This is a genomic window from Brevibacillus dissolubilis, assembly GCF_006170445.1.
Taxonomy (GTDB): Bacteria; Bacillota; Bacilli; order Brevibacillales; family Brevibacillaceae; genus Brevibacillus_B; species Brevibacillus_B dissolubilis.
In genome coordinates this window covers 553,550-578,000 of record NZ_VCNA01000003.1, presented here as the reverse complement: position 1 = coordinate 578,000, position 24,451 = coordinate 553,550, and the positions used below count along the sequence as shown (strand labels likewise).

Below are 24,451 nucleotides of genomic sequence, written 5' to 3'. Positions count from 1 at the left end.
ATGAAGCAAAAGAGTATGATTCAGGGGCATAGCCGTTCTGGTGGAGAGAAGTCCCAGACTCGTTTTCGTTGGAAAAAGCGGTTTGCGATGCTTTTTCATTCTTGGTTAGCGAGTACGCTGATTTTTACGTCCATTCCACCTGTGGCTTTTGCCGGACAGGAGAGTCTGGTTTCGGATTGGGCGCAGCAAATCCTTGGTGGTGATTCGGACAACACCGTATTTTTCGGGGATGAATCAGAGACGGATAACACGACAGCTACATCTGCCAGTGAACTGGAAAACACTGCGTCTACGTCCGAATGGATATTCAACCAATACCCCGAGATCAAGGACCTCCCGGTAAACGAAGGTCAACCCGACCCGATCACCCAGCCGATCTACACCGAGGAACAGATCCTCCAGATGCAGTGGGATCAGCTATCGGCTCACGCAGTCGCTCAGGTGAACGAGTTGTTCGAACGCCGTACGCTGCAGATCGCGGCTTACTTTTACACCAACCTGCAAAAGCTCCTCTCCCCGCAGGAGACCGAGGAAATCTACACGTGGGACGATGAGCGGGTCATGCGGGAGATTGAGCAACTACACATCGACCAGTATAACCATCTGATCAAATACACCCCTGTCGCTGGTTACACCCATAAGAAATGGAAAAAGAAAAAGGACAACGGCAACCAGACCCCCGGCTATCCGCCAGACGAGCCGCCGGGCCAAGATCCGTATGACCCGGATGATCCGCCAACACCGGGGGAAGGGGGAGATCCGACCAATCCGGGTGACGGGTGTGGGAATGGGAATGGGAACGGAAATGGAAACGGTTGCGGCTGTGGCAACAACGGAAATGGAAACGACAACAGTCACGACTGTGGTTGCGGCAACAACGGGAATGGAAACGCCAACGGCCATGACTGCGGCTGCGGCAACAACGGTAATGGTAACGGAAATGGAAACGCCAACGGCCATGACTGCGGCTGCGGCAACAACGGAAATGGTAACGGAAATGGAAACGCCAACGGTCATGACTGTGGTTGCGGCAACAACGGTAGCGGCAATGGCAATGGAAACGCCAACGGTCACGACTGCGGTTGCGGCAACAATGGGAACGGCAATGGCAACGGGAATGGTTGCGGTAACGACAACGGGAACGGAAATGGAAATGGGAACAATAACGGCAACAACGCCGCTCAGCCTACACCCCCAACTACCATCCAATCATCAAAACCCGCTACATCATCCAAGCAATCTTCATCAACAAAACCAACTACATCATCCAAACAACCTTCATCAACCAACCCAACCGCTCCATCCAACCCAATCTCCAAAACCATCAACTCCGGCTCCACTCTCTACATCCCAGAAATCACCGAGGTCAACACCACCCTCGCCGCACCACCCAGCACCAAGTACAAGGGCCCAGATCAGCATTTCAAATATTTCAAAACCAACACCGACAACCCCGTCGACGAGATGTACCGCGCCGCCAACGTCGTCGAGAACGAAATCTCGCTCAAAGGCAGACACGGCCTCGACCTCGTCCTGACCAGACGCTACCACCAGCTGGACAGCAAGGTCATCCTCCCGACCACGGACGGCCCGCACAAAAACAAAACCATGACCAACCGCCCAGAGCTAAACGACATTCCGTTTGCCACCGGCTGGTCCTTTAACATCCCAAGCTACGACAAGGCTGACACCACCTACACCGCCGACATCGACAGTGACAGTGCCAAACAGGTGCACTATACCCAGCGCATCAAAGACAGCTTCCCGCATCATTTTTTCCACTTCGAAGACGGGGAGAGCTTCGAGCGCGTCCAGCCTTTTGACAAACCAGGCTACTGGGTGGACGAGCCATACGAAGGCATGGACTTCAAAGAATTCGACATGCACAGCTCCAACTACCACATCAAAGTCATGCGCGACGGCTTCACCTACACCTTTTACCCCTATCCAGACGACACCTACAAGCTTATCGTCTCCAAAGAAAACGTCTTCGGCGACAAAATCACCTACTACGTCCCAGATCCCAAATACGGCAACAACACCGAGCCGATCAAGATCGTGGACAGCGTCGGACGCACGATTCTGTTGAAAAAGGGCAAGGTCAGCTTCACCAACGCTCAGCCTGCAAATGGCGACCCGGCAGAAGTGCCGAACATCATCACGGAGCTGCAGGTGTTTTCGCCGGAAGGCAAGCTCATCAAGCACGTCAAATACAATCTCGAATACCGAAAAACCAGCAACAACGAACCATTCACCAAACTCAACTCGGTCGAGGAGGTCAATGTTGAAAACGCGGCGCAGACCAAGAAGCTCGCGGCCTATACTTACCACGATCCGGATATCTGGGGCAACGCCGAGTTCAACCTGATTAAAGACTACTACCTGCCGAAAGATGACACAGGTAAGATCTTACTGGATTTCAACGGCATCGAATCGAAAAAGTACGTCGAGGAAGACCTCAGCACCCGCCGTACGATCCGCTACCTGCTTTTGAAAAACGTAGACTACTCCCTGCAAGGCCTCAATCTGGAATACAAGTACAGCCACTACTACAAAGGCCCGTACGAGCAAGACCCAGTCAGCCCGGTCAAAAACCCGTTTGAACGCGGGGTCATCCGTCTGTACCAAGACCCGCTCGCGCTGTCCTATGTCAGCTACGCGCCTGTCACCCAAGTGGCGTACTCCTACCAGACGATGCGACGCAACAGCACCGACCCGTCATCTACCGAGCTCAAAACCTTCCGAAAAGAATACAAACTCGGCAACAGCAGCTGCGAAGCCAAACCGCTTCTGCCGGAAGAACAACCGCTGGCACCGGAAGTATGGAAGGTTCCGAAATCCTATATCGAACGTCTCGCGGGCGTCACCAAACGGAACGGGGACAAGATTTTTTCCTGCGAAGATTTCGATACGGGTTTCTATAAGTACCGCAAGCTGGAGAAGACCTACGTCATCAACATCGACCCAAAATCCGACCAAGGCTTGCATGTCCTGCGTCTAGCCAAGATCAACGGCAATACGGATTCGGGTCTGTCCACCGTGACGGAAGACAACTACAGCTATACGCAGAATACGTTTATCAGCTATGAGTATGAGCCAGGTAAACCAAATCCGGTGCGGACGTACGAGTTTGTGGACGGCATCCCGGATCAGGAAGTGTTTAGCTTTCTGAAACAACCTGAAATAAGCAACCGCGCCACCGTCGAACCACGTCTGGCCAACTACGCCAACATCACGACTACGACCTACAACGAACACGGCGACAAAGTGCAGGAGACCGACCCAAAAGGCAACATCTCCATCTGGCAGTACCACTACGGTCCCGCTTTTAACCCCAAAATCACCTACCTAAGCAAAAAGTCCCGCGACGGCCTTTCGCACGAGGAGCGCTACACCTATCAAGGGGAGCTGATCTCCACCGAAAGCATCTCCGACCACTATCCAAAAGGCGACGGCAACGACCGCATCGAGCGCGTGTACCGCTACGAAGGTCTTTTTCCGACCCTGCCGTCTTCCATCCAAGAGAACATCTACGGTGCACAGAGCAAGTCGCTCACCCAGAATTTTACCTATGACCCGAAAGGCATAGATGTCATCCGTACCACCATGGACGTTGCGACCAGCAAGACCGAAACTAAGACGCTGGACATGACGTTCCAATACGACGACCGTGGCCTGCTGAAGGAACAGACCTATCCAGATGGCAGCAAAGTCACCAACACCTACGACATGCTCGATCGCTTGACGGGACAGACCTTTATTCCAGCGAACGGAACAGGCACACCGCGAACCACCTGCTACGGTTTCGATGACACCTTCAACAAGCGCACCATGTACGCCCACCTGCCAGACGGTCGGATTATTGTCACCGCGCTGACCCCGTTTGGCGATGTGGAGTATCAGGCGGAATACGTCGGCACGCCGCGAAGCCCGCAATCGACCTGCTCACCGATGCCCAGCACCTATCTGGAAAGCAAAACGATGCGTCCACTGGTGTTCCAAAGCTACAGCAAAGATGGGCGCCAACCGGTTACGACCTACCCGCATGCCCTGTCAGATCGACGCACCACGGTTTTGTATCACCGAGACGGAACACCGAAAATGGGGATCGATCCACGTGGGCTCGCTACCTACCACAATCAGACCAACACCCTGACCACCCCAGGCAGCCGTCTGCCAGTCGATGTGGATGAGGTCATCGAGCCAAACGGCCTGGTTACCATCTCCTATCAAGACCGCTTCGGCCAGTTGGAACGGATCGTCGAAAAAGAAAAAACAGGCAGTGTCCAAAACACCACCCGTTTCACCTACGACGGCTTCGGCAACATCACGCAGAAATGGGAAAAAAGCGATGACCAGAACAAGCAGCGCGTCACCAACTTCGCGTACGACAACCGGGGAGATCTGATTTATCTCCAAGACCCGGAGAAAAACGAATACAACTACACCTACGACGCTCTCGGCAACCTCGTCGAAGTCATCCAGAACGACCAGCCGACTACGCGCTACCACTACAATGCGCTCTCCTGGAAGCTGCAGGAGGATTATCTGCTGGACAACAAGGTCGAGCGGTACAGCTACACATCAAACGGTGATGTCGCGACTTTTACGGATAAAACTGGCAACCGGCATCGCTACCAGTACAGCCCGTACTATGAGCTGGAGAAGCTTACCGTTACCAACAAGGCAGGAACTACCGTCTATACGGAGGAATCTAACTACGACGAGAAAACCCGCCAGCTCACAAACCAGACGAACGGCCAGTATACCTTGGGCTACGGTTATGATGTGTTCAATCGGATGACGTCCTACACCGTGTCAGGAAAGAGTCTCTCCTCGCGTACGTACCAAATGTCTTATCAGGCTGTGAATGTAACCGACGAGAAAGATCAGGTCAAACACATCAACAATTTGGATGATCTGGTTGATTCCTTCATTTATCCGGGCTTGACAGCCGCGACAAAAACATCTGCTGACGAAATGACCAAGGTCATCTATTCTTATGACCAGCTTAATCGTCTCCAAACGGTATCTACGCCTGCCGGGAAGGATTTGCTAGGTGGAGAGGTGAAGTACAACTACCGGACCGATTCATCCGGTGACTTGACGACTGTCTCCTATCCAAACGGAATCAATATGACCCAGCATGCCAACTCCTTAGGGCAGATCCAGACTACGACCCATTCAGACGGTTGGTCAGAAAGCAATACTTATGATGCTTTTGGCAACATCTCTCGAGTACTGCACAGTCATAACAATAAGACGTGGAACTACGAATATGACAAGATTAACCGATTGGTTTACGAAAAGAATCCGTGGGACAGTGTAAGTACCACTGGAGTGACTAGTGGACTTGCAACTGCACCGTTTTCCGCTTTTGTTCCAACATCTGAGGCAGTGGATGCATATGCCAATACGAACAACTTTATCAATTCATTTCCATTAATCCCATTGGAAAAAGGCGACGAAACTACTCCTGAGCAGGCAACAATGCTGGAACAGGAAGCTGTTTCGACTAGTAGCCAAACTAATGTGGAAACCACAGGTTCAGGCTATTTAGTTTCAACTGCCCAACCAGAAAATTTACCAACGAAAAACAGTTCGGCGGAATTCCAACCTGCTCACTCCACAATCACCATAGTATCGGTTCCTGTCCCTAAAAATAAACCGAAAACCTACAAATACGATAATCTAGGCAACCGCCAACAGCATTTGTTCGGCTCATTCAACCTGCCGATGGAAACCAGACGCTACGAGTATGACGCGTTAAATCGTTTAATCCAAGCAAACATAGGGGAAAAGGAAGTAACCTACACCTACTATCCCGGCAACCTCCGTGCTTCTAAAACTGTCGACGGCAAAACAACGCAATATATCTATCTCAACGGTAAGATCATCGAGGAACTGGACGCAAAAGGCGATGTCACTGCCCGCAACATCTGGGGCAACAATCTCATCCTTCGCCACGACGTTCCAACTAACCAATCCGGCTATTATCTTTACAACAGCCACGGAGATGTCGTAAAAGTTATCGACAAAGATAACCGAGAAGTCTTCAACCAATACGAGTATGACGCTTGGGGGAATCCGAGTCCAGATGTCCAAGCAAAAGAAAAAATGAACAACCCGTTCCGGTATGCAGGGGAGTCTTACGATGATGAGACCGGGTTCTACTATCTACGCGCGAGGTTTTACGATCCGAGTGTGGGACGGTTTATTACGGAGGATACGTATAAAGGGCAGGTGGATAATCCACTTAGCTTGAATAGGTATAGCTATACCGCTAATAACCCAATAAGATTTATAGATCCATCAGGATATGCTTACCTTAATGCAGACGGTACAGTTAACTGGGGCTATTATGAAAGGCACCCGGAAGCATATCAAAGAGATTTAACAGAGCTTTTGGATATGTATGAGAAAGGTAAAATAGAATTTGATGACACTGTAGCTCCCTCACACTTGCAACGCCAGTTCCAATATGAAGTGTTGAAAAGAAACCCAGTAGCGGGAGGAGGAGGTAGGGGGGGGTCAGGAAGAGTCAAAATGCCGGTGAAAAGCACTCCAGTTAAAAAGTCACCTGGAGTAACCAACAAAACAACAACTCAAACTAAAATTAACTTTACGTATAATAATCTACCTAAAGACCCAAATGAATTAATTAGAAATGGATGGAAAGATGTAACACACCCAAAAATGAAAGTAAACACAAAAATGAGAGAATATCAAAACCCAGAGACAGGTATGAAGGTGAGATTTGATCCTAAAACACCTGGAGCTCCTGGATATGAAGGAAAAGATCATTATCATATCTATAACCCAAAGAGCACGGGGAATTCTGATTTATATCTCGACAAGAACGGAAATCCAACAAATAAAGGTTCAGGACCTTCACACGTTCTGCCGTAAGGAGGATATATATGAAAATATTGGAATTTATTAAGACCTACTATCTTCATGATAGCATAGTAGAAAAGTTAACATTCTGTCAAAGTGAACAACAATTAGAACTAGCAGTTGAGATGTGTCGATGGCAACAGACCTTCTTTCAGGAGGGAGAACCAGAAATGCAATTAGGTAGGCTTATATTTTCTGGGGTGAGTAATTATAAAATAGATCCTGACCCCATCCTAATAAACAGTGATGAAATTTTAGTATTCGAACTGTTACCAACAGAGGAATGTGAAGATGAAAAGTGTAAAATCGTTCTTTATGATACCATTAACGATGTGAAAATACTTTTATTTCAAGCCAAGGATGTCCAATGGATAGTTCCATAGAATGGATTATTTTATTACAGTTATTATTCTGAGAGGACGATAAGGTTATACCCCCGTCATGTAGATTGTAAAAAAAGCGTTCATTAAGCGGCGACCACTTATCGATTCTTCATCGGGGTGTGTCGCCTAATTTTTTCTGAAAACGTTCTTTTATGTTACTGATCCCCTCATTAATTCAGCAATTAACTTTCTGTTTTATTTGTGGAAAGATTGACTCGATACACGACGGAAGTTATATGAGAATTTGAAGTATTGGTATGTTTCCCCATGAATCCTAGCTTATCCATAACCTAAACTTTGATCCTAAAATTGAATTTTTCATTCTTTTAATTTAATCAATAATTTAAATGAATATTAATTTTGTACAATTAATCAAATTCCTGATTTTATATCATATGGGATGTGATTCCGATTAATCAAAGACAGCTTCCCGCATCATTGTTTCCACTTCGAAGACGGGGAGAGCTTCGAGCGCGTCCAACCTTTTGACAAACCAGGCTACTGGGTGGACGAGCCAGACCAACGGACAGTATACCTTGGGCTACGGTTATGATGCGTTCAACCGCATGACGTCCTACACCGTGTCTGGGAAAACCATGCCAGCACGGGAGTATAAGCTGTCTTATGAGGCCGTACCGGTCACCTCCGATGAAAAGAAGTACACGGAAATCGACAACCTGGATGATGCAATCGATTCCTTTACCTATCCGGGAATGACTGCATCTACATCTTCAAAGAGAAACCACCACGATCAAGTACTCGTATGACCAGCTGGAGCGTCTCCAATCACTTTCCACCACAGGATTCGATCTGCTGGGTGGAGAAGTCAAGTACAGCTACACTACCAACACCTCCGGCGACTCCACGACCGTCAGCTATCCAGACGGATCCAGCATGACCCAGCGAGCCAACTCTTTGGGACAGGTCCAGACTACGACCCATTCAGATGGCTGGTCAGAAAGCAACACCTACGATGCTTTTGGCAACATATCCCGGGTACTGCACAGTCATAACAACAAGACGTGGAACTACGAATATGACAAGATTGATCGATTGGTTTACGAAAAGAATCCGTGGGACAGTGTTATTACATCAGGAACGACCAGTGGATTAGCAAATAATTCTGCAACACCTGCGACAACAGCAATACCCACTTCTACTTTTGTTCCATCATCTGTATCCGTTGGTGCAATTGCTAGAACAAACAGCACGATCCAGCCATCTCTATTAAACTCATTAGAGAACCCACTAGAAAAAGCTGCTAACCTCCAAGCAACCACTCCTGAACAGGGAACACTGCAACAAGAGGAAGCTGTTCCGGCTAGCAATCCATCTGATGCGGACACTACAACTCCAGATGATACTGATTCAGCTGCCCAACCAGATTTGCCCACGAAAAGCAGCTCAACAGAAATCCAGCCAACTCAAGCTGTAACCACAACCGTATCGGTACCAGTCTCCAAAAACAGACCCAAAACCTACAAATACGATAAACTGGGTAACCGCCAACAGCATATGTTTGGCCTATTCAACCTGCCGACGGAAACCACAAGCTACGAGTACGATGCCCTAAATCGTTTGACCAAAGCCAAAATAGGGGAAAGGGAAGCGGCCTACACTTACTACCCCGGCAACCTCCGCGCCTCCAAGACTGTCGACGGCCAAACGACGCAGTACATCTATCTCAATGGAAAGATTATCGAGGAACTGAACGAAAAAGGAGATGTCACTGCCCGTAATATCTGGGGTGAGAATCTCATTCTTCGCCATGACGTTTCAACAGACCAATCTGGTTATTACCTCTACAATAGCCACGGAGATGTCGTCAAAGTCATCGACAAAGATACCCGCGAAGTCCTCAATCAATATGAGTATGATGCGTGGGGGAATTCAAGTTCAGAGGTACAAGTAAAAGATCGAATGAACAACCCGTTCAGGTATGCTGGGGAATCTTACGATGATGAGACCGGGTTCTATTATCTGCGCGCGAGATTCTATGACCCAAGCGTAGGACGGTTTATTACGGAGGATACGTATAAGGGACAGGTGGAAAATCCTCTAGCATTGAGTAGGTATGTATACACCGCTAATAATCCTTTGAGGTATATAGATCCATCAGGAAATGCTTTTATTAACGCGGATGGATTTGTAAATTGGGGTTATTACGAAAGAAATCCCGAAGCTTACAAAAGAGATCTAAATGAACTGGTTGACTTATATAAAAAAGGATTAATAGAAGTACCTAACAAACCTACAGCTTTACAAAGACATGTTGCATTTATGGCACTAGTTGAAGATCCTCCTAGCGGTGGAGGAGGTAGAGGAGGAGGTGGTAAGAAACCGAAGATAAAGGGTAAAGATTTTAAGCCGGAAATGGTTCGAGTTGGTAGGTGGATGGGAACAGATGAATATAATAAGATGTTAAAAACAGGTAAGGTGCAAGAAGGTGCTGGTGGTCATACCTATGTTGCGTATCCTGCAGATGAAGAATCCTATTATAAACAAGCAAAGGTAGGAACCGTATATGTTGAATTTGACGTTCCCAGAGATGCACTTGTTCGATCTTCGGACGAATGGGCCTACATGATTGGTAAAGATTCATGGGAAGCTAAAGTCTGGGCGAAGAAGGGTTTACCAATTCCAGATATGCCTTATGCTGAAAATATTCAATTAATTAGGAGGAAAGAATGATTCAACAACAATTTCTTAAGTGGGCATTAATAAAGTCAGAACAATTAAAAGAACTAGGAATAATCACAGAGGTTATAAAACGGAATGATATACCTGACGATGATAGTATAGACAAGTCGATTGTAGTTGACCATGAGACAACCACATTATTGGGGAGAATTATTGTCTGGGAGTCAAAGCAAATGGAATATACTATTGCAAGTTATGAGACAGGGGAGTGTTTGGTAAATAAGTATATTGAAAAGTTAGATGATAAAGCTGATTTTGATTTAGTTCTTGATACTTATTTCAAGGTATTATTAGAAGAATAAACTGTGGTTTTACGGTAGCCCAAGGGAATAGATAAAATTCTCTTGGTTTTTTTTCTGTCCGTGCGCTATAGCTACACGCCAAACGGAGATGTCGTAAAAGTCATCGACAAAGAGACTCGCGAAGTCCTCAACCAATACGAGTACGATGCATGGGGCAATTCGAGTCCAGATCTACAAGTGAAGGAACAAATGAACAACCCATTCAGGTACGCCGGGGAATCTTACGATGATGAAACGGGATTCTACTATCTGCGAGCCAGGTTCTATGACCCAAGTGTAGGACGGTTTATTACAGAAGATACATTTACAGGTCAGATTGATAATCCTCTCTCCTTAAACAGATATACCTATACGTATAATAATCCATTGAAATTTGTTGACCCGAGCGGTAATGATGGAATAGCTGTTGCAGTAGGTGGATGGGTAGCAACAGGAGTCGAAGCAATAGCTGTCATACCAGCTGCTGTTGCTGGAGTTTTTTGGGCAGCTAATCCGACACCCGCTGGTGGTGATTTAACCCCAGCTGAAAAAGCTGAGCTGGAACGAAAACTGAAGGAACAGAAAAAGGTCACAGAACTTACAAGATCTCAGGAAAGAGTATTAAAGGATCTTGACAATATTATCAATGACCATTTAACTGAACAAGATTTTTCAGGGGCAGAAAGAGATATGAGGGGAGATCCAGTTCCAAATGGTAAAGGTGGATTCTTTGATCATTTAAAAGAAGTTAAAGATGCTGCTACAGGACTAGAAAAAGTTAGAAAGAGTCTTGAAGGAAGTTTAAAAAATCCTAATCTTGATAATACAATTAGAAAAAAACTCCAAGATGCCCTTGATAAGACCAATCGTTATTTAGACAGAGTAGATAAATTATTAAATGGCACAAATAAAAAAATAAAGACTAGTAGGTGAAAAGTTCATTGAAGAGAGACAAAACAATGGGAGAGATAAGATCAGAAGAGGGTTATGCAGAAAACACAGTGGTATACATGAATTCTTCACTATCGATCTGGTATAATAAAATTCTGTCTAAAAGCTTGCCTGAATTAGCGGATGGTGATGTTGCAAAATTAATTAGACAAGAATTGCATTTAAACTATGTTATCGATGAAGCTGTCTCTCGCTTGTGGGAAAATCCTGTTTCTGGTGAAAAATATGATGGGGAATTAATAAATTCCCTAAATGAGATTGATGATAGCTTCTGGCTAAATCATAGTGACATAAAAAACAAAGTAGCCGAATTAATTGACGCAATAAAGAGTTCAGAAATAGACTTTCCTGATGATTTTGAGTGGTTATATGATGGAGCAGAGGAAGAGTATTTTGAAACACTAGAGATTTTACTTAGAAAGCTGAGTACCTTATAAAAAATACTCCTATCGGTCCATAGAGTAATCCGTATAATGTGGTGATCAGCCAGAAAATAACTGGCTGATCTTTTTGTTTTGAATTTATGTGATTGTTCAAGCTCAATCGTTTATCTGGTATCAGAAATTATTAATTTCAATACTAAAACGTACATTATGGTTGCATAGTCTCAGTTCGACATACAGTAACACCGTAAACAAAAAGGTTTTAAAAGAATGGGGGAACAAACTCGTATTCACCACCCGTTTCACCTACGACGGCTTCGGCAACATCACGCAGAAATGGGAAAAAAGCGACGACCAGAACAAGCAGCGCGTCACCAACTTCGCGTACGACAACCGGGGAGATCTTATTTATCTCCAAGACCCGGAGAAAAACGAATACAACTACACCTACGACGCTCTAGGCAACCTTGTCGAAGTGATCCAGAACGGGCAACCGACCACACGCTACCACTACAATGCGCTTTCTTGGAAGCTGCAAGAGGATTATCTGCTAGATAACAAGGTCGAGCGCTACAGCTACACATCAAACGGTGATGTCGCGACCTTTACAGATAAAACAGGCAACCAGCACAGCTACCAGTACAGCCCATACTATGAGCTGGAGAAGCTGACCGTCTCCAACAAGGCAGGAGCTACCGTCTATACGGAAGAATCTAACTACGACGAGAAAACCCGCCAGCTCACGAGCCAGACGAATGGCCAGTATACCTTGGGTTACGGTTATGACGCGTTCAACCGCATGACGTCCTACACCGTGTCTGGGAAAAACATGCCGGCACGGGAGTATAAGTTGTCTTATGAAGCTGTTCCTGTCACCTCCGATGAAAAGAAGTACACGGAAATCGACAACTTGGACGATGCGATCGATTCCTTCACGTATCCGGGGATGACAGCATCTCCGACCGAAGAGATTACCACGATCAAGTACTCGTATGACCAGTTGGAGCGTCTCCAATCACTTTCCACCACAGGATTCGATCTGCTGGGTGGAGAAGTCAAGTATAGCTACACTACCGGTTCATCCGGCGACTCCACGACAGTCAGTTATCCAGACGGACCCAGCATGACCCAACGAGCCAACTCTTTGGGACAGATCCAGACTACGACCCATTCAGACGGCTGGGCAGAAAGCAATACCTACGATGCTTTTGGCAATATCTCCCGGGTACTGCACAGTCATAACAACAAGACGTGGAACTACGAATATGACAAGATTGACCGATTGGTTTACGAAAAGAACCCGTGGGACAGTGTGGGAGTGGGAGCAACAGCAATACCATCAGCGAATGCACCTTCACCACTTTATTTGTCTCTACCAACGACTGGACAGCCATCTATAACATCCCAGGGAATTGCAACAACCGATCAGACAACTATCCTTTCACAAGTAACAGCGCCAACACCAGCATCCATGTCAAAAGATGAACCAGCATTTGCCGCAGAGTACGTAACCAGTAAAACAGGCGATCCAATAGTCGCTACAACTGCGGCAGACTCTGCTGCTACGTCTGAGGGGATCAACTCAGGCTCAGAACAGACCTCTATCCCTCAACAGGTCACTGTCCCAGATAGCATACAGTCTGGAGTCTTACCAGCCACCACTGTATCTGTTCCTATCCCCAAAAACAGACCGAAAACCTACAAATACGACGGCCTAGGCAACCGTCAGCAGCACACCTTTGGTCCATTTAATCTTCCAACAGAGATCAGAAGCTACGAATACGACGCCCTCAACCGCCTGACGAAGGCCCAGGTGGGAGAAACCGAAGCCACCTACACCTACTACCCTGGTAACCTTCGCGCCTCCAAGACCGTTGACGGGAAAACCACGCAATACATCTATATGGATGGTCTGATCCTAGAGGAGTTAGACGAAAAAGGTAACGTAACCGCCCGCAACATCTGGGGGAACGACCTCATCCTGCGCCATGACGCCCAGACTAACCAATCCGTCTATTACCTCTACAACAGCCACGGGGACGTTGTAAAAGTCATCGACAAAAAGACAGGTGAAGTCCTTAATCAATACGAATATGACGCATGGGGCAACCCTAGTCCGGACGTACAGGCGGACGAACAGATGAATAACCCGTTCCGCTATTCGGGAGAGCCGTATGACAGTGAGACAGGGTTCTACTATCTGCGAGCAAGGTTCTATGATCCAAGCGTAGGACGGTTTATTACAGAGGATACGCTCAAGGGGCAAGTAGACAATCCACTGAGCCTGAACCGATACACGTATGTCCTCAACAATCCTCTCCAATATATCGACCCAACTGGACATCTAGAGTTTTCCGTATCGGCCATTTGGAATGGGATGTCCAAAGGAGCCAAGGAGCTACCAGGAGCGGTTTCAAAAGCAGGGAAAGAACTTCCAGGAGCCGTCAAAAAAGCGGGAATCGAACATATTGGCAAAGAAAATGTAAAGACGTTAACCGACGGCAAATGGAATCGACAGGATGTTCATGCAGCAGGTAGTGCCGCTGTGAACGTCGCTCCAGCAGGAAAGTTGGGGCAAGTTGCAAAATCAGGGGCTAAGACGACAAAAAAAGTGGTAGCGAAGACTGCAGCTGTAGCGAAAAAATGTAATTGCTTTACAGCGGGAACACTTGTGTTAACAGATAAAGGGGAGAAGCCGATCGAGGATATTGAGGTCGGTGATAAGGTTCTCGCTAAAGATGATGAGACAGGTGAGATTGCCTATAAGGAAGTCGAATGGCTCTTCCAACGTGACGTTGAGGAAACGTATAATATATTCGTTGGCGACGAAGTCATAACGACTACTGACGAGCATCCGTTTTGGATTGTCGGCAAAGGGTGGGTAGAAACCAAAAACCTAGTAGTAGGAGATGTACTGACAACCTCCGATGGCAAGGTTTTAGCCATTAAGATAATAGACGTTAAGAAGGAACATAAAACTGTTTATAATTTTATGGTTAAAGATTTCCACACGTACTTTGTTTCTAATTTGGGAATCTGGACGCATAATAGTTGCTGGAAAGCAACCCAGTTTGCATCTGATAAATTATTTACTAAACACTTTAATAAGCACGTTGTTCAAAAACAAGAATGGGCAAGTCTCGGATATTCGCTAACAAAGGAAGGCTATATAAAACGAGCAAGTAATTTGTTGAATAGTAATGTTGGTGGCAATATACTTGGGTTTACAAATAAGAACGGCTTTGTATTTAGATACAATAAGGCTACTAATGAATTTGCAACTGCAAAGCCTGACGGTACTATTGAAACATTGTTCCGCCCTGATGATGGAATGAATTATTGGCGTGATCAAGTAAAACAATATGGAGGTAAGTAGGATGGGTGAATTTATTGAAAAAATATAATTGTCCATGTTGTGGCAACAATACATTGGATGAAAAACCGCCTGGAAGTTTTGATATTTGTCCAGTATGTTACTGGGAAGACGATAATCTTCAATTTCAAGATCCGAACCGTACTGGAGGCGCTAATGGGATTAGTTTAAATGAGGCTAGAGAAAATTACATCAGAATAGGTGCGATATCTTCGGAATTTCTTAAGTTTGTGCGTCCTCCAACCCAAGAAGAAAAACAACGCAGGTTGCTTTAGTGCTACTGAAAAATAAACCTATATATTTAAGATGTAGGAACAATTATTACTATAATTTCACATTGATTGGTAGCCATTTAAAAGTACAAATTGAATAACTAATTGGTTAATTATTATCCCATAACCCGAATGATGAATAAATTAGATCTGTTCATCATTCGGGTTTATTTCGTTAGAGTATTAAAGAGAGTAAACATATTCTTTAGCAGTATTCCTATAGAATGCAGCACACAACACTTTCTATTTCTGAGACGGCAAGTGCCAAGAACTCATTTAGCTTTTTGACAAATCCGACTATTTGGAGGACGAAAGCATAGAAGGCTTGGATTTAACTGAATTACAACACGCAACTCCAATTAAGACTTAAACTTTATGACGTGTTCATTTCAAATAATGGAAACAAACTGTCTATTGACAAGGGCAAGAAAGAGTCTCGGCAAATAACGGTTTAATATTGTAAGGTAACTGGCAACGCAACCGTTAGTACGACTAATTGAGGTCACAGGTGAGCATCCATTCTGGTTGGATGGAAAAGGATGGACACTTGTTAAAGACCTAAGAGTAAATGACCGGCTTATTTCAAGTGATGGAAGCAAAACGATCTATAGATAAGATTGTAAAAGAGACTAGACATGCAACGGCATACCATTTTGAGGTAGCAGATTTCCATTCATATTTTGTGTCCAATCTTGGAATCTCGGTTCATAATTGTGCAGCTAAGGTGGACAACAAGAAACTATCCTCTCCAAATCCTATCCTTAAAGCAATACGTGAACAATATGAAGAAATATTATTAGGAAGAGGGACACCAAGACTAGATGCAAATGGTAAGCAGAAGATTTTTGGTGCAATGGAGTTAAAAACTAAAACAGGAGGTAATGCGAATGTGTGGGCCGGCTCGCTAGAATATGACATCCCAGGTACAAATCATTAGGATATTAAAAAGGCCTGACCGAAAGCTTGGATATGTATTAAATCATGACTACTCTCAACCTAGGTTATTTCCAGGACCGTGGTATCCGGAGGGTGGAAAGAAATAATTTGGAGGTAGTATGAGTAGATTTTCATTAATAGATGATGATAGCAGGATTATTATCGGGAGTTGCAAAAACATTGTTGGTCTGAGTGGTGACTGTATTACTGAATTTAACCATGAATCGTACCATAAAATAACTTTAATTAATTTCGTTATCAATGATGCTTTTAACGAACATTGTATGAAATCCAAAGTATGTATTACAAATATCGATTTATCCATAACTAATCAGAAAGGAGAACAAATAGGCGCTTACTATTTTTCTTTAAAAGACCCAGTTTGTTTTCAAAAGGACGGGGATAGAGATGGATGGATTCATTCGGAACTAATAGGGACACTTTTGTCAGTAGCATCAAAGGAAACATTGGAGATATGGGATATATGGAGAGAGGCACCACCTACGACCAAAAATGTGTGGGCTCAATTATCAGAGGAACAACGGAAAGGATGGCTAGAAGTAATACGATTAAAGTCTCAGCCAGTTTTAGCTCCTCAAGAACAACAGAATGATGAATACTTTTTAGACGCAACCTATGTTACAGATTCAACTTCTTTCTTTTATGCGTTAGGGGAAGCTATTAATGGCCCAGGTGGTTATTATGGGTTTGATTTAAATAGTCTTCAGAATTGTTTTTGTGGGGGGTTCGGTGCCGTACCACCCTTTGACTTACACATTAAAAAAAATAATATCGACTGTAGTGATGAGAGTAACTTCGTTTTAGGGGCAGACGAATCTTTTTATCAACAACTTAGGGATATATTTATCGCTAATCGTATAACGATAATTTATAGTTAAGTTGTAATTAATTAAATAAATTTACGTTGAAGTTAATTCGTTAGTGTGTAGTATTCATAAAAATTAAGAGGAGTTGGGTGTTAGTTCCATATTTAATTATCAGGCTAACATTTTGTATAAAATCATTTCATTAATACTACAGCCGGAAATTGTACCTTGCCTGGGTGCTCTAATTTCCGGCTTTATTTTTGTATTCTTATAGTGAATTATTTATATATAACTAAAAGACATATCTCTGTATCCAGAGGTTTTCTCTTCCGCTAAAAATGGGAACAGGGTGCCCGCATTATCTGGGGGAACGACCTAATCTTGCGCTAAGATGCCCAGACTAACCAATCCGGCTATTACCTCTACAACAGCCACGGGGACGTCTTCAACCAATATGAGTATGACGCATGGGGCAACCCTAGTCCGGACGTACAGGCGAATGAACAGATGAATAACCCGTTCCGCTATTCGGGAGAGCCGTATGACAGAGAGACAGGGTTCTACTATCTGCGTGCTAGGTTCTATGATCCGAGCGTCGGACGGTTTATTACAGAGGATACGCTCAAGGGGCAAGTAGACAATCCACTGAGCCTGAACCGATACACGTATGTCCTCAACAATCCTCTCCAATATATCGACCCAACTGGACATCTTTTCCGTATCGGCCATTTGGAATGGGATGTCCAAAGGAGCCAAGGAGCTGCCAGGATCGGTTGCAAAAGCAGGGAAAGAACTTCTAGGAGCCGTCAAAAAAGCGGGAGTCGAACATATCGGCAAAGAAAATGTAAAGACGTTAACCGACGGCAAATGGAATCAACAGGATGTTCGTGCAGCAGGTAGTGCTGCTGTGAACGTCGCTCCTGCTGGAAAGTTGGGTAAAGCTGTCAAGGCAGGTGCTAAAACTACTGCTAAGACAGTATCGAAAACGAAGGCAGCAACGAAGACGTCAACAAATGTCGCTAAAAAATGTAATTGTTTCACTGCAGGCACTATTGTTTTAACAAACAAAGGGGAAAAATCCATCGAGGAAATTAAAGTTGGTGACAAAGTCCTAGCCAAAGACGTTGAAACAGGCGAAATGGCTTACAAGGAAGTGGAATGGCTTTTCCAACGTGAAGTGGAGGAAACTTATAACATTACGGTAGGAGAGGAAGTCATTACAACCACCGATGAGCACCCATTCTGGATTGTCGGCAAAGGATGGGTAGAATCTAGAAAGCTAGTAGTCGGAGATGTACTTACAACCTCTGATGGCAAGATATTAGCCATTAAGAAAATTGTGGTTAAGAAGGAACACAGGACCGTATATAATTTCAAGGTTAAGGATTTCCATACGTATTTTGTTTCTAATCTTGGAATCTGGACGCATAATAGATGTAGTTGGATTACTTCAGGGTCACTGTCTAGAGAGGAAGAAACTGCGGTACTCAATACTTTAAGACACATTGATTCAGGGACTAGGCCAGGGGGACAACTTAACAGAAAATGGGGAACAACATTCGGGAATTATCAAGGACATCTGCCAATAGAGCAAAGGGGTGTTTATAAAGAATACAGAGTATCACCTCCTCCTGGAAGCAACGGCGCAGGTGAAAGAAGGATTGTAGCAAACACTCGAACTGGTGAAATGTATTATACATGGTCTCATTACGGCGATAATGGAGTACCATTTGTTCGCATAAGGTAAGGAGGAACATATGAATCATCCACATGTAATATGGGAAAACGAGAGTAATAAACCCGAGCTAATTAGAACACTTAGGGATAATGGTTATGATATCTTTGAGATTAACGGGGAAATCATCCATGACCTTGAAACTTTCTTTCACCAAATAGTTAATATCTTACCTCAAGACCCCCCGTTGAGTGGGCAAGTTAATTTGGATGCATTCGTTGATTCACTATGGGGTGGGATTGATAATCTTAGTGTTGAGAAAGTTGCAATTCTTTGGACACAAATAAACAATATGTTATACAGCGCTCCTCAAGATTTAGAGAAACTTACTGTATGTTTTAATGATGTAGCAGAAAGCTTACTAACAACAGAATTCGGTCTAGACAAGCCTATTGTCTTAACCGTGTATCTGTTTAGAAATGGGAACGATCTAAATCTAGATAACTAAACATTTCTTACTCTACTTCTGCCTTAAAGGTACTAACCTCACCTTTAAGGTTTCTTTTTTTATTTAGGCATTGAATTGGACGGCTACACTTTCCTAGACAGAAATTTTAAGGTCAGTAGAACTTAAATTAACCGATTTACTCCGTTGAAATCAGTCCAAACATCCATTCCTTGATCTTTTCATCTGAAACAAGCAATCAATCTTTGATCAGTCGACGATGTAGTGGTCAACGTTTAGACAGATGCTTTTCGATTTTTCCAATTGCCGTAATACCTGCCTTCAAAGACATAGTCAATACGTAAAACGGTTAGGACAGTGTATCCCAGCTTGATTCATTGGTAAGCTAGCTACTCCTTGTTTTTTCTTTTTTATGAAGTCACGGAGAATGCCGTTTTCTAAAGTCTTTTTCCCTAAGATTTTGCTTGATTTGTTCGTTTTCGGTATCAAGCCTACGAAGTTCATGAGCTGCACTCCCCTCACAGTACGGCCTACCAGTTTACTCAATAAGGGGATTGCCTCAAATTGATACGGCATTTCCAAAATACTAAGAATGGTGGGACGGAATGAAATACAACGTTGTTATTATTCAAGACGGAGAATACAAAAAAATAAAGTTACCTAGAGAAGTAGCAATTGTCGAGTATGTGCTATCCGATATGGAATCTTTTCGGTCACCAATTTTCCTCGATTTTATTAACAGGGTATTAGACGGTAAATCAGCTTTTGAAAGGATTGGAGGAAATATCTGTAGTCTGGAAATAAACAAAGATATTACTGTAATATACACTGATTTTCCAGATGACGAGGGGCGTATTGAAACAAGTGAACTAAAAAATATTATTGATCTTTGGGTAGCTGAAAATAAAAATATCTTACATCATTAATCGTATATATAGATGACCATTTAATAAATGGTTGTCACAGCGTGTAGACAAAGTACCGAAAAGGTACTTCGCTCTACACGCTTTTTTGTCGGGACGAAGGGTTTGGAAAATAGAGGCCTTCCAAGAATTTTAAAGTCAATTTGTTCTACTTAGCCTCCATTCGACATACAGTAACACTGTAGCAGCGTAAATCAGCCAACTCATACAAACACAATCTATTTCTTTATAAAGCGGGGGGAGAAGCATGAACGAGTCCGTCAACCACAACCGTTCCTATAAAAAGCACCGAGTCAACCCGTCCTTATGCAACGATACCGATACCAAGCTCCAAAAATACTCGCGATCAGCTGCGGCATGACCAAAACCAAGCTGGCCGAGGAACTGATCAAAATGTGTCTCAACCATCCCGACATCGTGAACTACATGCAGAATTTTCACAAACAATTCCCCGTGTATCGTGTTTCGCCGGTAGTGGTTATGAACGAGAAACGTATTGAATACGTGCTTATAAATCAGGAACGATAACAGACTACCGATATTAAGGAACATAAAAATGGGCAAGGCACATATCATGGTGCTTTGTCCATTTCTTATATGAGTGAGAGGGTAGGTTTTTCCCCCTGTATAAAACTCACCAACTTCTTTCGTGAATAAATCATTTTGACCTCATTTTCGGTGTTGAAATCACGTTTTTCTTCTTGTCGAAAAATATTTTTCAGACCAAATTTAATCAAAAAAATATTCATTTGTACGATATTGCCTGATTCCTTCCAACATACTCGAATGCTTGTACAGATACCATTCGACAGGGATCAACAGGCTATGTGTCGGTATCTTATCCTGTCCCAAGATAAGGACTAACGCTTTATTTTGGAAGAGAATAAGACCGTTAAAATCCCTAATCACAAACCAACCAATCAACCAGACAGGGGAGGTGGAACCATACTGCGTATTTTTAAAAATATCAAGGGACTCAAACAGGGGGACAGACCAAGCCGATAGCGATGAGCGACGCGTTTTTGAATGAGTTGTTTAACATCGAGCGCCATTTAGACCGGAAGTATGAGACCTTCTTGATCAGGGAGGACGGGCGTAGGTATCAGTTCCACCATGTGACCGAGACCAACCTCTGTCTGGCTACCACGCTGTTTGTCATCTGCTCCGAGAGCGGGAAGATTGAATCGACCATCAAGCATGCGATCTACCAGAAACTGACCGAACTCTACGAAAGCCCGATCTCCAATCTCAATTCTACGCCACCCCAAAAAACTGAAACGCCACGACCTGATCCAGGAAAAAGCGGAGAATGCGTCGGGGTGTTTTCCAATACCCTCAATTACTTCCACGAAGCAGATAAGAGCAGAGAATCGTCTGTACATACCATTGCACCACCAACACCTCCGGCGACTCGAAGACAGTCAATATCCGAACGGTCTGAGCATGTCCCACCGCAGTGACCCCATGACAATGAAGCTGCCGAGAGCTTCTTTTCTCATTTAAAAGTAGAAGTACTCGATTCCTGCTCCTATCTCAACAGTGGACCGGCTGCATCAAACAAGCCTACGCCAGGTGAATTCAGGCGTAGGCTTGCAGTCTCAAGACCGGGGATTTTCTTAACGGGTACAAGTACAAAAACTAATGAGTCGCTTCCGCCTGCTTCATCTGCTCCTTGGCAATCACACCCAGGTCGTCGATGTTGACCTTGAAGCTAAAATCTTTATAGTAGACAGTAGCGGTCGGATCGCCTTTTTTCGCGGTGATGCGGATGTTCTTGGTCTTGATCTCGTACGAGCCGTCTTCGTGGAACGTGTAGTCGGCATCCTTGATCTCTGATTCGATCAGCGGTTTGACGGTCGAGACGAACACCTCGTTGACCCCGCTCACCACATCGCGCCCCATCTCCACCACGGCACTCGGGGAGTAGTTGAAGCCAAGCACCAGAATCGCGCCGATCACCAGACCGATATTAACTATGCGGAACACCGCTTTGAGAAACGTATTAATGACGAACACGGCGACTAGCACCAGTGCCAGAATCACCCAGTATTCTTTGGCAAACGCAAGCAATTGATCCACGCAACATCACTCCTTATGCTCCCAAGTCTAACCATTACACGACAATTTCAAAAGTATATCATATGAAAAGAGGGCTGAAAATGGTACAACCTAACTCCATCCAACGCCTAAAAAGCTGGGCCCGTACGATCAAACGCGATGTCTATGCGTTATACGTTGCATACCGGGACGAGCGCACACCCTTACTGGCTAAGCTGGTAGCGGTCTGTGTGGTCGCCTACGCATTCAGCCCGATTGACCTGATTCCTGATTTTATTCCGATCCTCGGCTACTTGGACGATGTCATCCTCGTCCCGCTTGGCATCCTGCTCGCCGTCCGGCTGATCCCTGCCGATGTGATGGCCGACTGCCGCGAAAAGGCGGTGGAGCTGATGAGTCAGGGCAAGCGGAAAAACTGGCTGGTCGGCGGGCTGATCATTCTATTATGGATCTCGGTTCTCGTCTGGCTCTATCTACTGCTGACCCGCCTTTTCTTCTAATTTCAGTTTGGATAAAAAAGGGATTGATCTTTCTGCTAGAGTTTTGTATACTAAATCTTGTTGAGGCAACTCGACGCTTATACGAATGCGGAGGGATACCGAAGTGGTCATAACGGGGCGGTCTTGAAAACCGTTAGGCGGCAACGTCACGGGGGTTCGAATCCCTCTCCCTCCGCCACTTACATATTTTTTACAAGACATGACATGACGAATCAAACTTCCACTGCCGGGATGCCGGGGTTGGGAGTTTTTTTATTATCTTAATCCATGATTGAGAGCAGACGTTACATGACAGATGAAAAAAGGAGATGGATCTCGATGCGGTTAGCCTATCGGTTCGGAATGGCAGGTGTCATCGTTTGGCTGGCTTGGCTGCTATACGCGCTCAATACGATCCCGAGTGAGCTGGCTGATGGTGAGATCGGGCTGATCATGCTGGTCGGCGCAGCGGGGCTGGTGCTGTTTCCGTTGTATTTTATCGTGGTGTGGCTGGTCTATTATGTACGGGAGAGGAGACAGCCCCAGGAGAAACGGAGCTAGGGAGCCAACTCCTCCGTCAACCTCCGGATCACCCCGTACGGATTCCCAGCACCACACAGTCGAAACTGGCAAAAACGCGTCCCCAACATAATCTTACGCACCTTTTTTCCAAAGCGTTTAAGATCGATCCAGGGTATTCCTGATATCACAACGTAAAAAAGACCGAGATCCCTATTACAGGCCAATCCCGGTCTTTTTATGATGTTCCCGTCACGACTGACTTACACGGCTAGAAGTCTAATGCAAGCGCTCTTGCTGTTCGTTGCTGAACTTGTTGTCAAAGTTATCCACGGAGTTGATCGCATTGACCGCATCCTCGATACCCCTGTCAGGGTTGTGCAGGAACGAATCCAGCTCGGCTACGCTCATCCGCTCCACATCGATGCGGTTCAGATCGAATCCACCGCGGTCTTGTGCAGAGGTGTTTTCTTTGAGGATGTTGCGTACCAGCTCGATCATGACATCGCGAAGCTCCTTGATTGGCCGGCCATTGGCGGTGATTTGGAACTGCTTGTCGTTGTTGGCTTTGATCAGCTCGCGCGCTTCTGCATAGTTGTCAGGGGTGTATGTAAGGACAGCTTGGTTTTGAATATACTTGAACGTATTGTCCGCGAACAAAATCGCTAAAAAAGCCCCGACATCCTGACCTGTGACGGTCACGTCGACCGATGAGTACGGCTTGGATCCCTTCTGCTGCTGATCAGTGGATGTTTGTGTCTGGTATGGCGGTTGCGTCTGGGTTTGCTGTGTTTGGGTCTGTTCGACCACCGTCGTCTTTTGAACCACTTCAGTCTGTTCCATCACCTGGGTCTGGGTTTGTTCTTGGTTGTTCGGTTGAGAAGTTGGCATGGGTTCCCCTCCGTTATGAGTGCCATTTGATTTGTCCATAATATGCCCCAGGTGGGCTTTTTTTATTTTTCTTCAAGTCAGGTCAGAACGGGTTTCGCTCTAGTAGAAACGGGTATTTTTTTACCAACGATGAAACTCTTCATTCGAATCAAAATCAAGCTCGTTGCCGAAGTAATAGTTCATCTTGCCGTCGCAGTCGCTGTTCTCCACCAGCTGGATGAACTGATTGACGAACTGGGTGAGTGGCTGATCTTGCTTGGGGGTCGCCTGGGTTACGACAGGCAGATTCTCCTCGCCAAGCTCCACGTTGAGATCGAAGTGGCTGTTGATTAGAGACACGATGGATTCAATCAGATTCTCCCGCGTCGACATAGGGATGTACCTCCTTCACATTTGACATTTTAAATATGCGCGGATTGATCCAAAAACATTCTTGA

General features: G+C 45.0%; 20 protein-coding genes, 1 tRNA gene and 2 pseudogenes. 20 read left to right on the top strand and 3 right to left on the bottom strand.

Going from position 1 to position 24,451, the window contains the following annotated elements:
* From FGI41_RS08845 to FGI41_RS08770, 17 genes and pseudogenes are all read left to right on the top strand, one after another.
* Positions 1 to 6,909: an RHS repeat domain-containing protein gene (locus FGI41_RS08845; RefSeq protein WP_139489615.1), complete on the top strand. Its 6,909-nt coding sequence runs from the start codon at positions 1 to 3 to the stop codon at positions 6,907 to 6,909.
* 11 nt (positions 6,910 to 6,920) lie between these two features.
* Positions 6,921 to 7,280, top strand: coding sequence for a hypothetical protein (locus FGI41_RS08840; protein ID WP_139489613.1), 360 nt, complete (start codon positions 6,921 to 6,923; stop codon positions 7,278 to 7,280).
* 485 nt (positions 7,281 to 7,765) lie between these two features.
* The gene (locus FGI41_RS08835) at positions 7,766 to 8,047 is read left to right on the top strand and encodes a hypothetical protein (protein ID WP_139489611.1); all 282 of its coding nucleotides are present in this window, start codon (positions 7,766 to 7,768) and stop codon (positions 8,045 to 8,047) included.
* 127 nt (positions 8,048 to 8,174) lie between these two features.
* A complete protein-coding gene (locus tag FGI41_RS08830; protein ID WP_139489609.1) occupies positions 8,175 to 9,971 on the top strand; it encodes an RHS repeat domain-containing protein in 1,797 nt (598 codons plus the stop codon).
* Entirely contained in the window at positions 9,968 to 10,282 is a 315-nt protein-coding gene (locus tag FGI41_RS08825) for an immunity protein TriTu family protein (RefSeq protein ID WP_139489607.1), read from the top strand. Before FGI41_RS08830 ends, FGI41_RS08825 begins: the two co-directional genes overlap by 4 nt.
* A gap of 66 nt (positions 10,283 to 10,348) precedes the next feature.
* Positions 10,349 to 10,675, top strand: a pseudogene (locus FGI41_RS25775) (RHS repeat-associated core domain-containing protein); the annotation flags it as partial.
* The gene (locus tag FGI41_RS25770; RefSeq protein ID WP_438358013.1) at positions 10,649 to 11,194 is read left to right on the top strand and encodes a polymorphic toxin type 28 domain-containing protein; all 546 of its coding nucleotides are present in this window, start codon (positions 10,649 to 10,651) and stop codon (positions 11,192 to 11,194) included. The pseudogene FGI41_RS25775 and the gene FGI41_RS25770, both read left to right, overlap by 27 nt.
* 8 nt (positions 11,195 to 11,202) lie before the next feature.
* Positions 11,203 to 11,649: a contact-dependent growth inhibition system immunity protein gene (locus tag FGI41_RS08815; protein ID WP_139489603.1), complete on the top strand. Its 447-nt coding sequence runs from the start codon at positions 11,203 to 11,205 to the stop codon at positions 11,647 to 11,649.
* A gap of 160 nt (positions 11,650 to 11,809) precedes the next feature.
* Positions 11,810 to 14,971, top strand: coding sequence for a polymorphic toxin-type HINT domain-containing protein (locus FGI41_RS08810; RefSeq protein WP_139489601.1), 3,162 nt, complete (start codon positions 11,810 to 11,812; stop codon positions 14,969 to 14,971).
* A 5-nt stretch (positions 14,972 to 14,976) separates the two neighbouring features.
* Positions 14,977 to 15,243 carry a CPCC family cysteine-rich protein gene (locus tag FGI41_RS08805; protein ID WP_438358008.1) on the top strand — a complete coding sequence of 89 codons (267 nt, stop codon included), beginning with the start codon at positions 14,977 to 14,979 and terminating at the stop codon, positions 15,241 to 15,243.
* Positions 15,244 to 15,808: 565 nt separating this feature from the next.
* Positions 15,809 to 16,177: a hypothetical protein gene (locus tag FGI41_RS08800; protein ID WP_139489599.1), complete on the top strand. Its 369-nt coding sequence runs from the start codon at positions 15,809 to 15,811 to the stop codon at positions 16,175 to 16,177.
* A gap of 118 nt (positions 16,178 to 16,295) precedes the next feature.
* Positions 16,296 to 17,075 (top strand): barstar family protein, encoded by a 780-nt coding sequence (locus FGI41_RS08795; protein WP_139489597.1) that lies wholly within the window; start codon positions 16,296 to 16,298, stop codon positions 17,073 to 17,075.
* 279 nt (positions 17,076 to 17,354) lie between these two features.
* Positions 17,355 to 17,714, top strand: a pseudogene (locus FGI41_RS25765) (RHS repeat-associated core domain-containing protein); the annotation flags it as partial.
* A 28-nt stretch (positions 17,715 to 17,742) separates the two neighbouring features.
* Complete coding sequence (locus FGI41_RS25260; RefSeq protein WP_218015222.1) at positions 17,743 to 18,750, top strand: polymorphic toxin-type HINT domain-containing protein; 1,008 nt, start codon at positions 17,743 to 17,745, stop codon at positions 18,748 to 18,750.
* A 10-nt stretch (positions 18,751 to 18,760) separates the two neighbouring features.
* On the top strand, positions 18,761 to 19,186 hold the full coding sequence (locus FGI41_RS08780) for a barstar family protein (RefSeq protein ID WP_139489595.1): 426 nt from the start codon (positions 18,761 to 18,763) through the stop codon (positions 19,184 to 19,186).
* A gap of 563 nt (positions 19,187 to 19,749) precedes the next feature.
* On the top strand, positions 19,750 to 20,070 hold the full coding sequence (locus FGI41_RS08775; RefSeq protein ID WP_139489593.1) for a hypothetical protein: 321 nt from the start codon (positions 19,750 to 19,752) through the stop codon (positions 20,068 to 20,070).
* A gap of 1,019 nt (positions 20,071 to 21,089) precedes the next feature.
* Positions 21,090 to 21,527: a hypothetical protein gene (locus tag FGI41_RS08770; protein ID WP_139489591.1), complete on the top strand. Its 438-nt coding sequence runs from the start codon at positions 21,090 to 21,092 to the stop codon at positions 21,525 to 21,527.
* A gap of 178 nt (positions 21,528 to 21,705) precedes the next feature.
* On the opposite strand, the gene FGI41_RS08765 is transcribed toward FGI41_RS08770, so the two are convergent.
* Complete coding sequence (locus FGI41_RS08765; protein WP_139489589.1) at positions 21,706 to 22,146, bottom strand: hypothetical protein; 441 nt, start codon at positions 22,144 to 22,146, stop codon at positions 21,706 to 21,708.
* Between the two features lie 80 nt (positions 22,147 to 22,226).
* Here FGI41_RS08765 and FGI41_RS08760 point away from each other — a divergent pair, with 80 nt between their 5' ends.
* The 3 genes from FGI41_RS08760 (at position 22,227) to FGI41_RS08750 (ending at position 23,165) form a co-directional block, all read left to right on the top strand.
* Positions 22,227 to 22,625 carry a YkvA family protein gene (locus FGI41_RS08760; protein ID WP_139489588.1) on the top strand — a complete coding sequence of 133 codons (399 nt, stop codon included), beginning with the start codon at positions 22,227 to 22,229 and terminating at the stop codon, positions 22,623 to 22,625.
* 89 nt (positions 22,626 to 22,714) lie between these two features.
* Positions 22,715 to 22,803, top strand: a tRNA-Ser gene (locus tag FGI41_RS08755).
* Positions 22,804 to 22,943: 140 nt separating this feature from the next.
* Positions 22,944 to 23,165, top strand: a complete 222-nt coding sequence (locus FGI41_RS08750) for a hypothetical protein (RefSeq protein ID WP_139489586.1) — start codon at positions 22,944 to 22,946, stop codon at positions 23,163 to 23,165.
* Between the two features lie 237 nt (positions 23,166 to 23,402).
* Here FGI41_RS08750 and FGI41_RS08745 read toward each other — a convergent pair whose 3' ends face one another.
* Together FGI41_RS08745 and FGI41_RS08740 are read right to left on the bottom strand one after the other, a co-directional pair.
* Complete coding sequence (locus tag FGI41_RS08745) at positions 23,403 to 24,014, bottom strand: hypothetical protein (RefSeq protein ID WP_139489585.1); 612 nt, start codon at positions 24,012 to 24,014, stop codon at positions 23,403 to 23,405.
* Between the two features lie 120 nt (positions 24,015 to 24,134).
* Complete coding sequence (locus FGI41_RS08740; protein ID WP_139489583.1) at positions 24,135 to 24,386, bottom strand: hypothetical protein; 252 nt, start codon at positions 24,384 to 24,386, stop codon at positions 24,135 to 24,137.
* Positions 24,387 to 24,451: the final 65 nt, after the last annotated feature.

Excerpts from the sequence above, each read along its gene's own strand:
- FGI41_RS08800 (WP_139489599.1), top strand. The coding sequence starts at position 15,809 with ATGACCGGCTTATTTCAAGTGATGGAAGCAAAACGATCTATAGATAAG.
- FGI41_RS08780 (WP_139489595.1), top strand. The coding sequence starts at position 18,761 with ATGAATCATCCACATGTAATATGGGAAAACGAGAGTAATAAACCCGAG.
- FGI41_RS08750 (WP_139489586.1), top strand. The coding sequence starts at position 22,944 with ATGCGGTTAGCCTATCGGTTCGGAATGGCAGGTGTCATCGTTTGGCTG.
- FGI41_RS08845 (WP_139489615.1), top strand. The coding sequence starts at position 1 with ATGAAGCAAAAGAGTATGATTCAGGGGCATAGCCGTTCTGGTGGAGAG.
- FGI41_RS08740 (WP_139489583.1), bottom strand. The coding sequence starts at position 24,386 with ATGTCGACGCGGGAGAATCTGATTGAATCCATCGTGTCTCTAATCAAC.
- FGI41_RS25260 (WP_218015222.1), top strand. The coding sequence starts at position 17,743 with ATGTCCAAAGGAGCCAAGGAGCTGCCAGGATCGGTTGCAAAAGCAGGG.
- FGI41_RS08745 (WP_139489585.1), bottom strand. The coding sequence starts at position 24,014 with ATGCCAACTTCTCAACCGAACAACCAAGAACAAACCCAGACCCAGGTG.
- FGI41_RS08840 (WP_139489613.1), top strand. The coding sequence starts at position 6,921 with ATGAAAATATTGGAATTTATTAAGACCTACTATCTTCATGATAGCATA.
- FGI41_RS08825 (WP_139489607.1), top strand. The coding sequence starts at position 9,968 with ATGATTCAACAACAATTTCTTAAGTGGGCATTAATAAAGTCAGAACAA.
- FGI41_RS08830 (WP_139489609.1), top strand. The coding sequence starts at position 8,175 with ATGACCCAGCGAGCCAACTCTTTGGGACAGGTCCAGACTACGACCCAT.
- FGI41_RS08795 (WP_139489597.1), top strand. The coding sequence starts at position 16,296 with ATGAGTAGATTTTCATTAATAGATGATGATAGCAGGATTATTATCGGG.
- FGI41_RS08760 (WP_139489588.1), top strand. The coding sequence starts at position 22,227 with ATGGTACAACCTAACTCCATCCAACGCCTAAAAAGCTGGGCCCGTACG.
- FGI41_RS08775 (WP_139489593.1), top strand. The coding sequence starts at position 19,750 with ATGAAATACAACGTTGTTATTATTCAAGACGGAGAATACAAAAAAATA.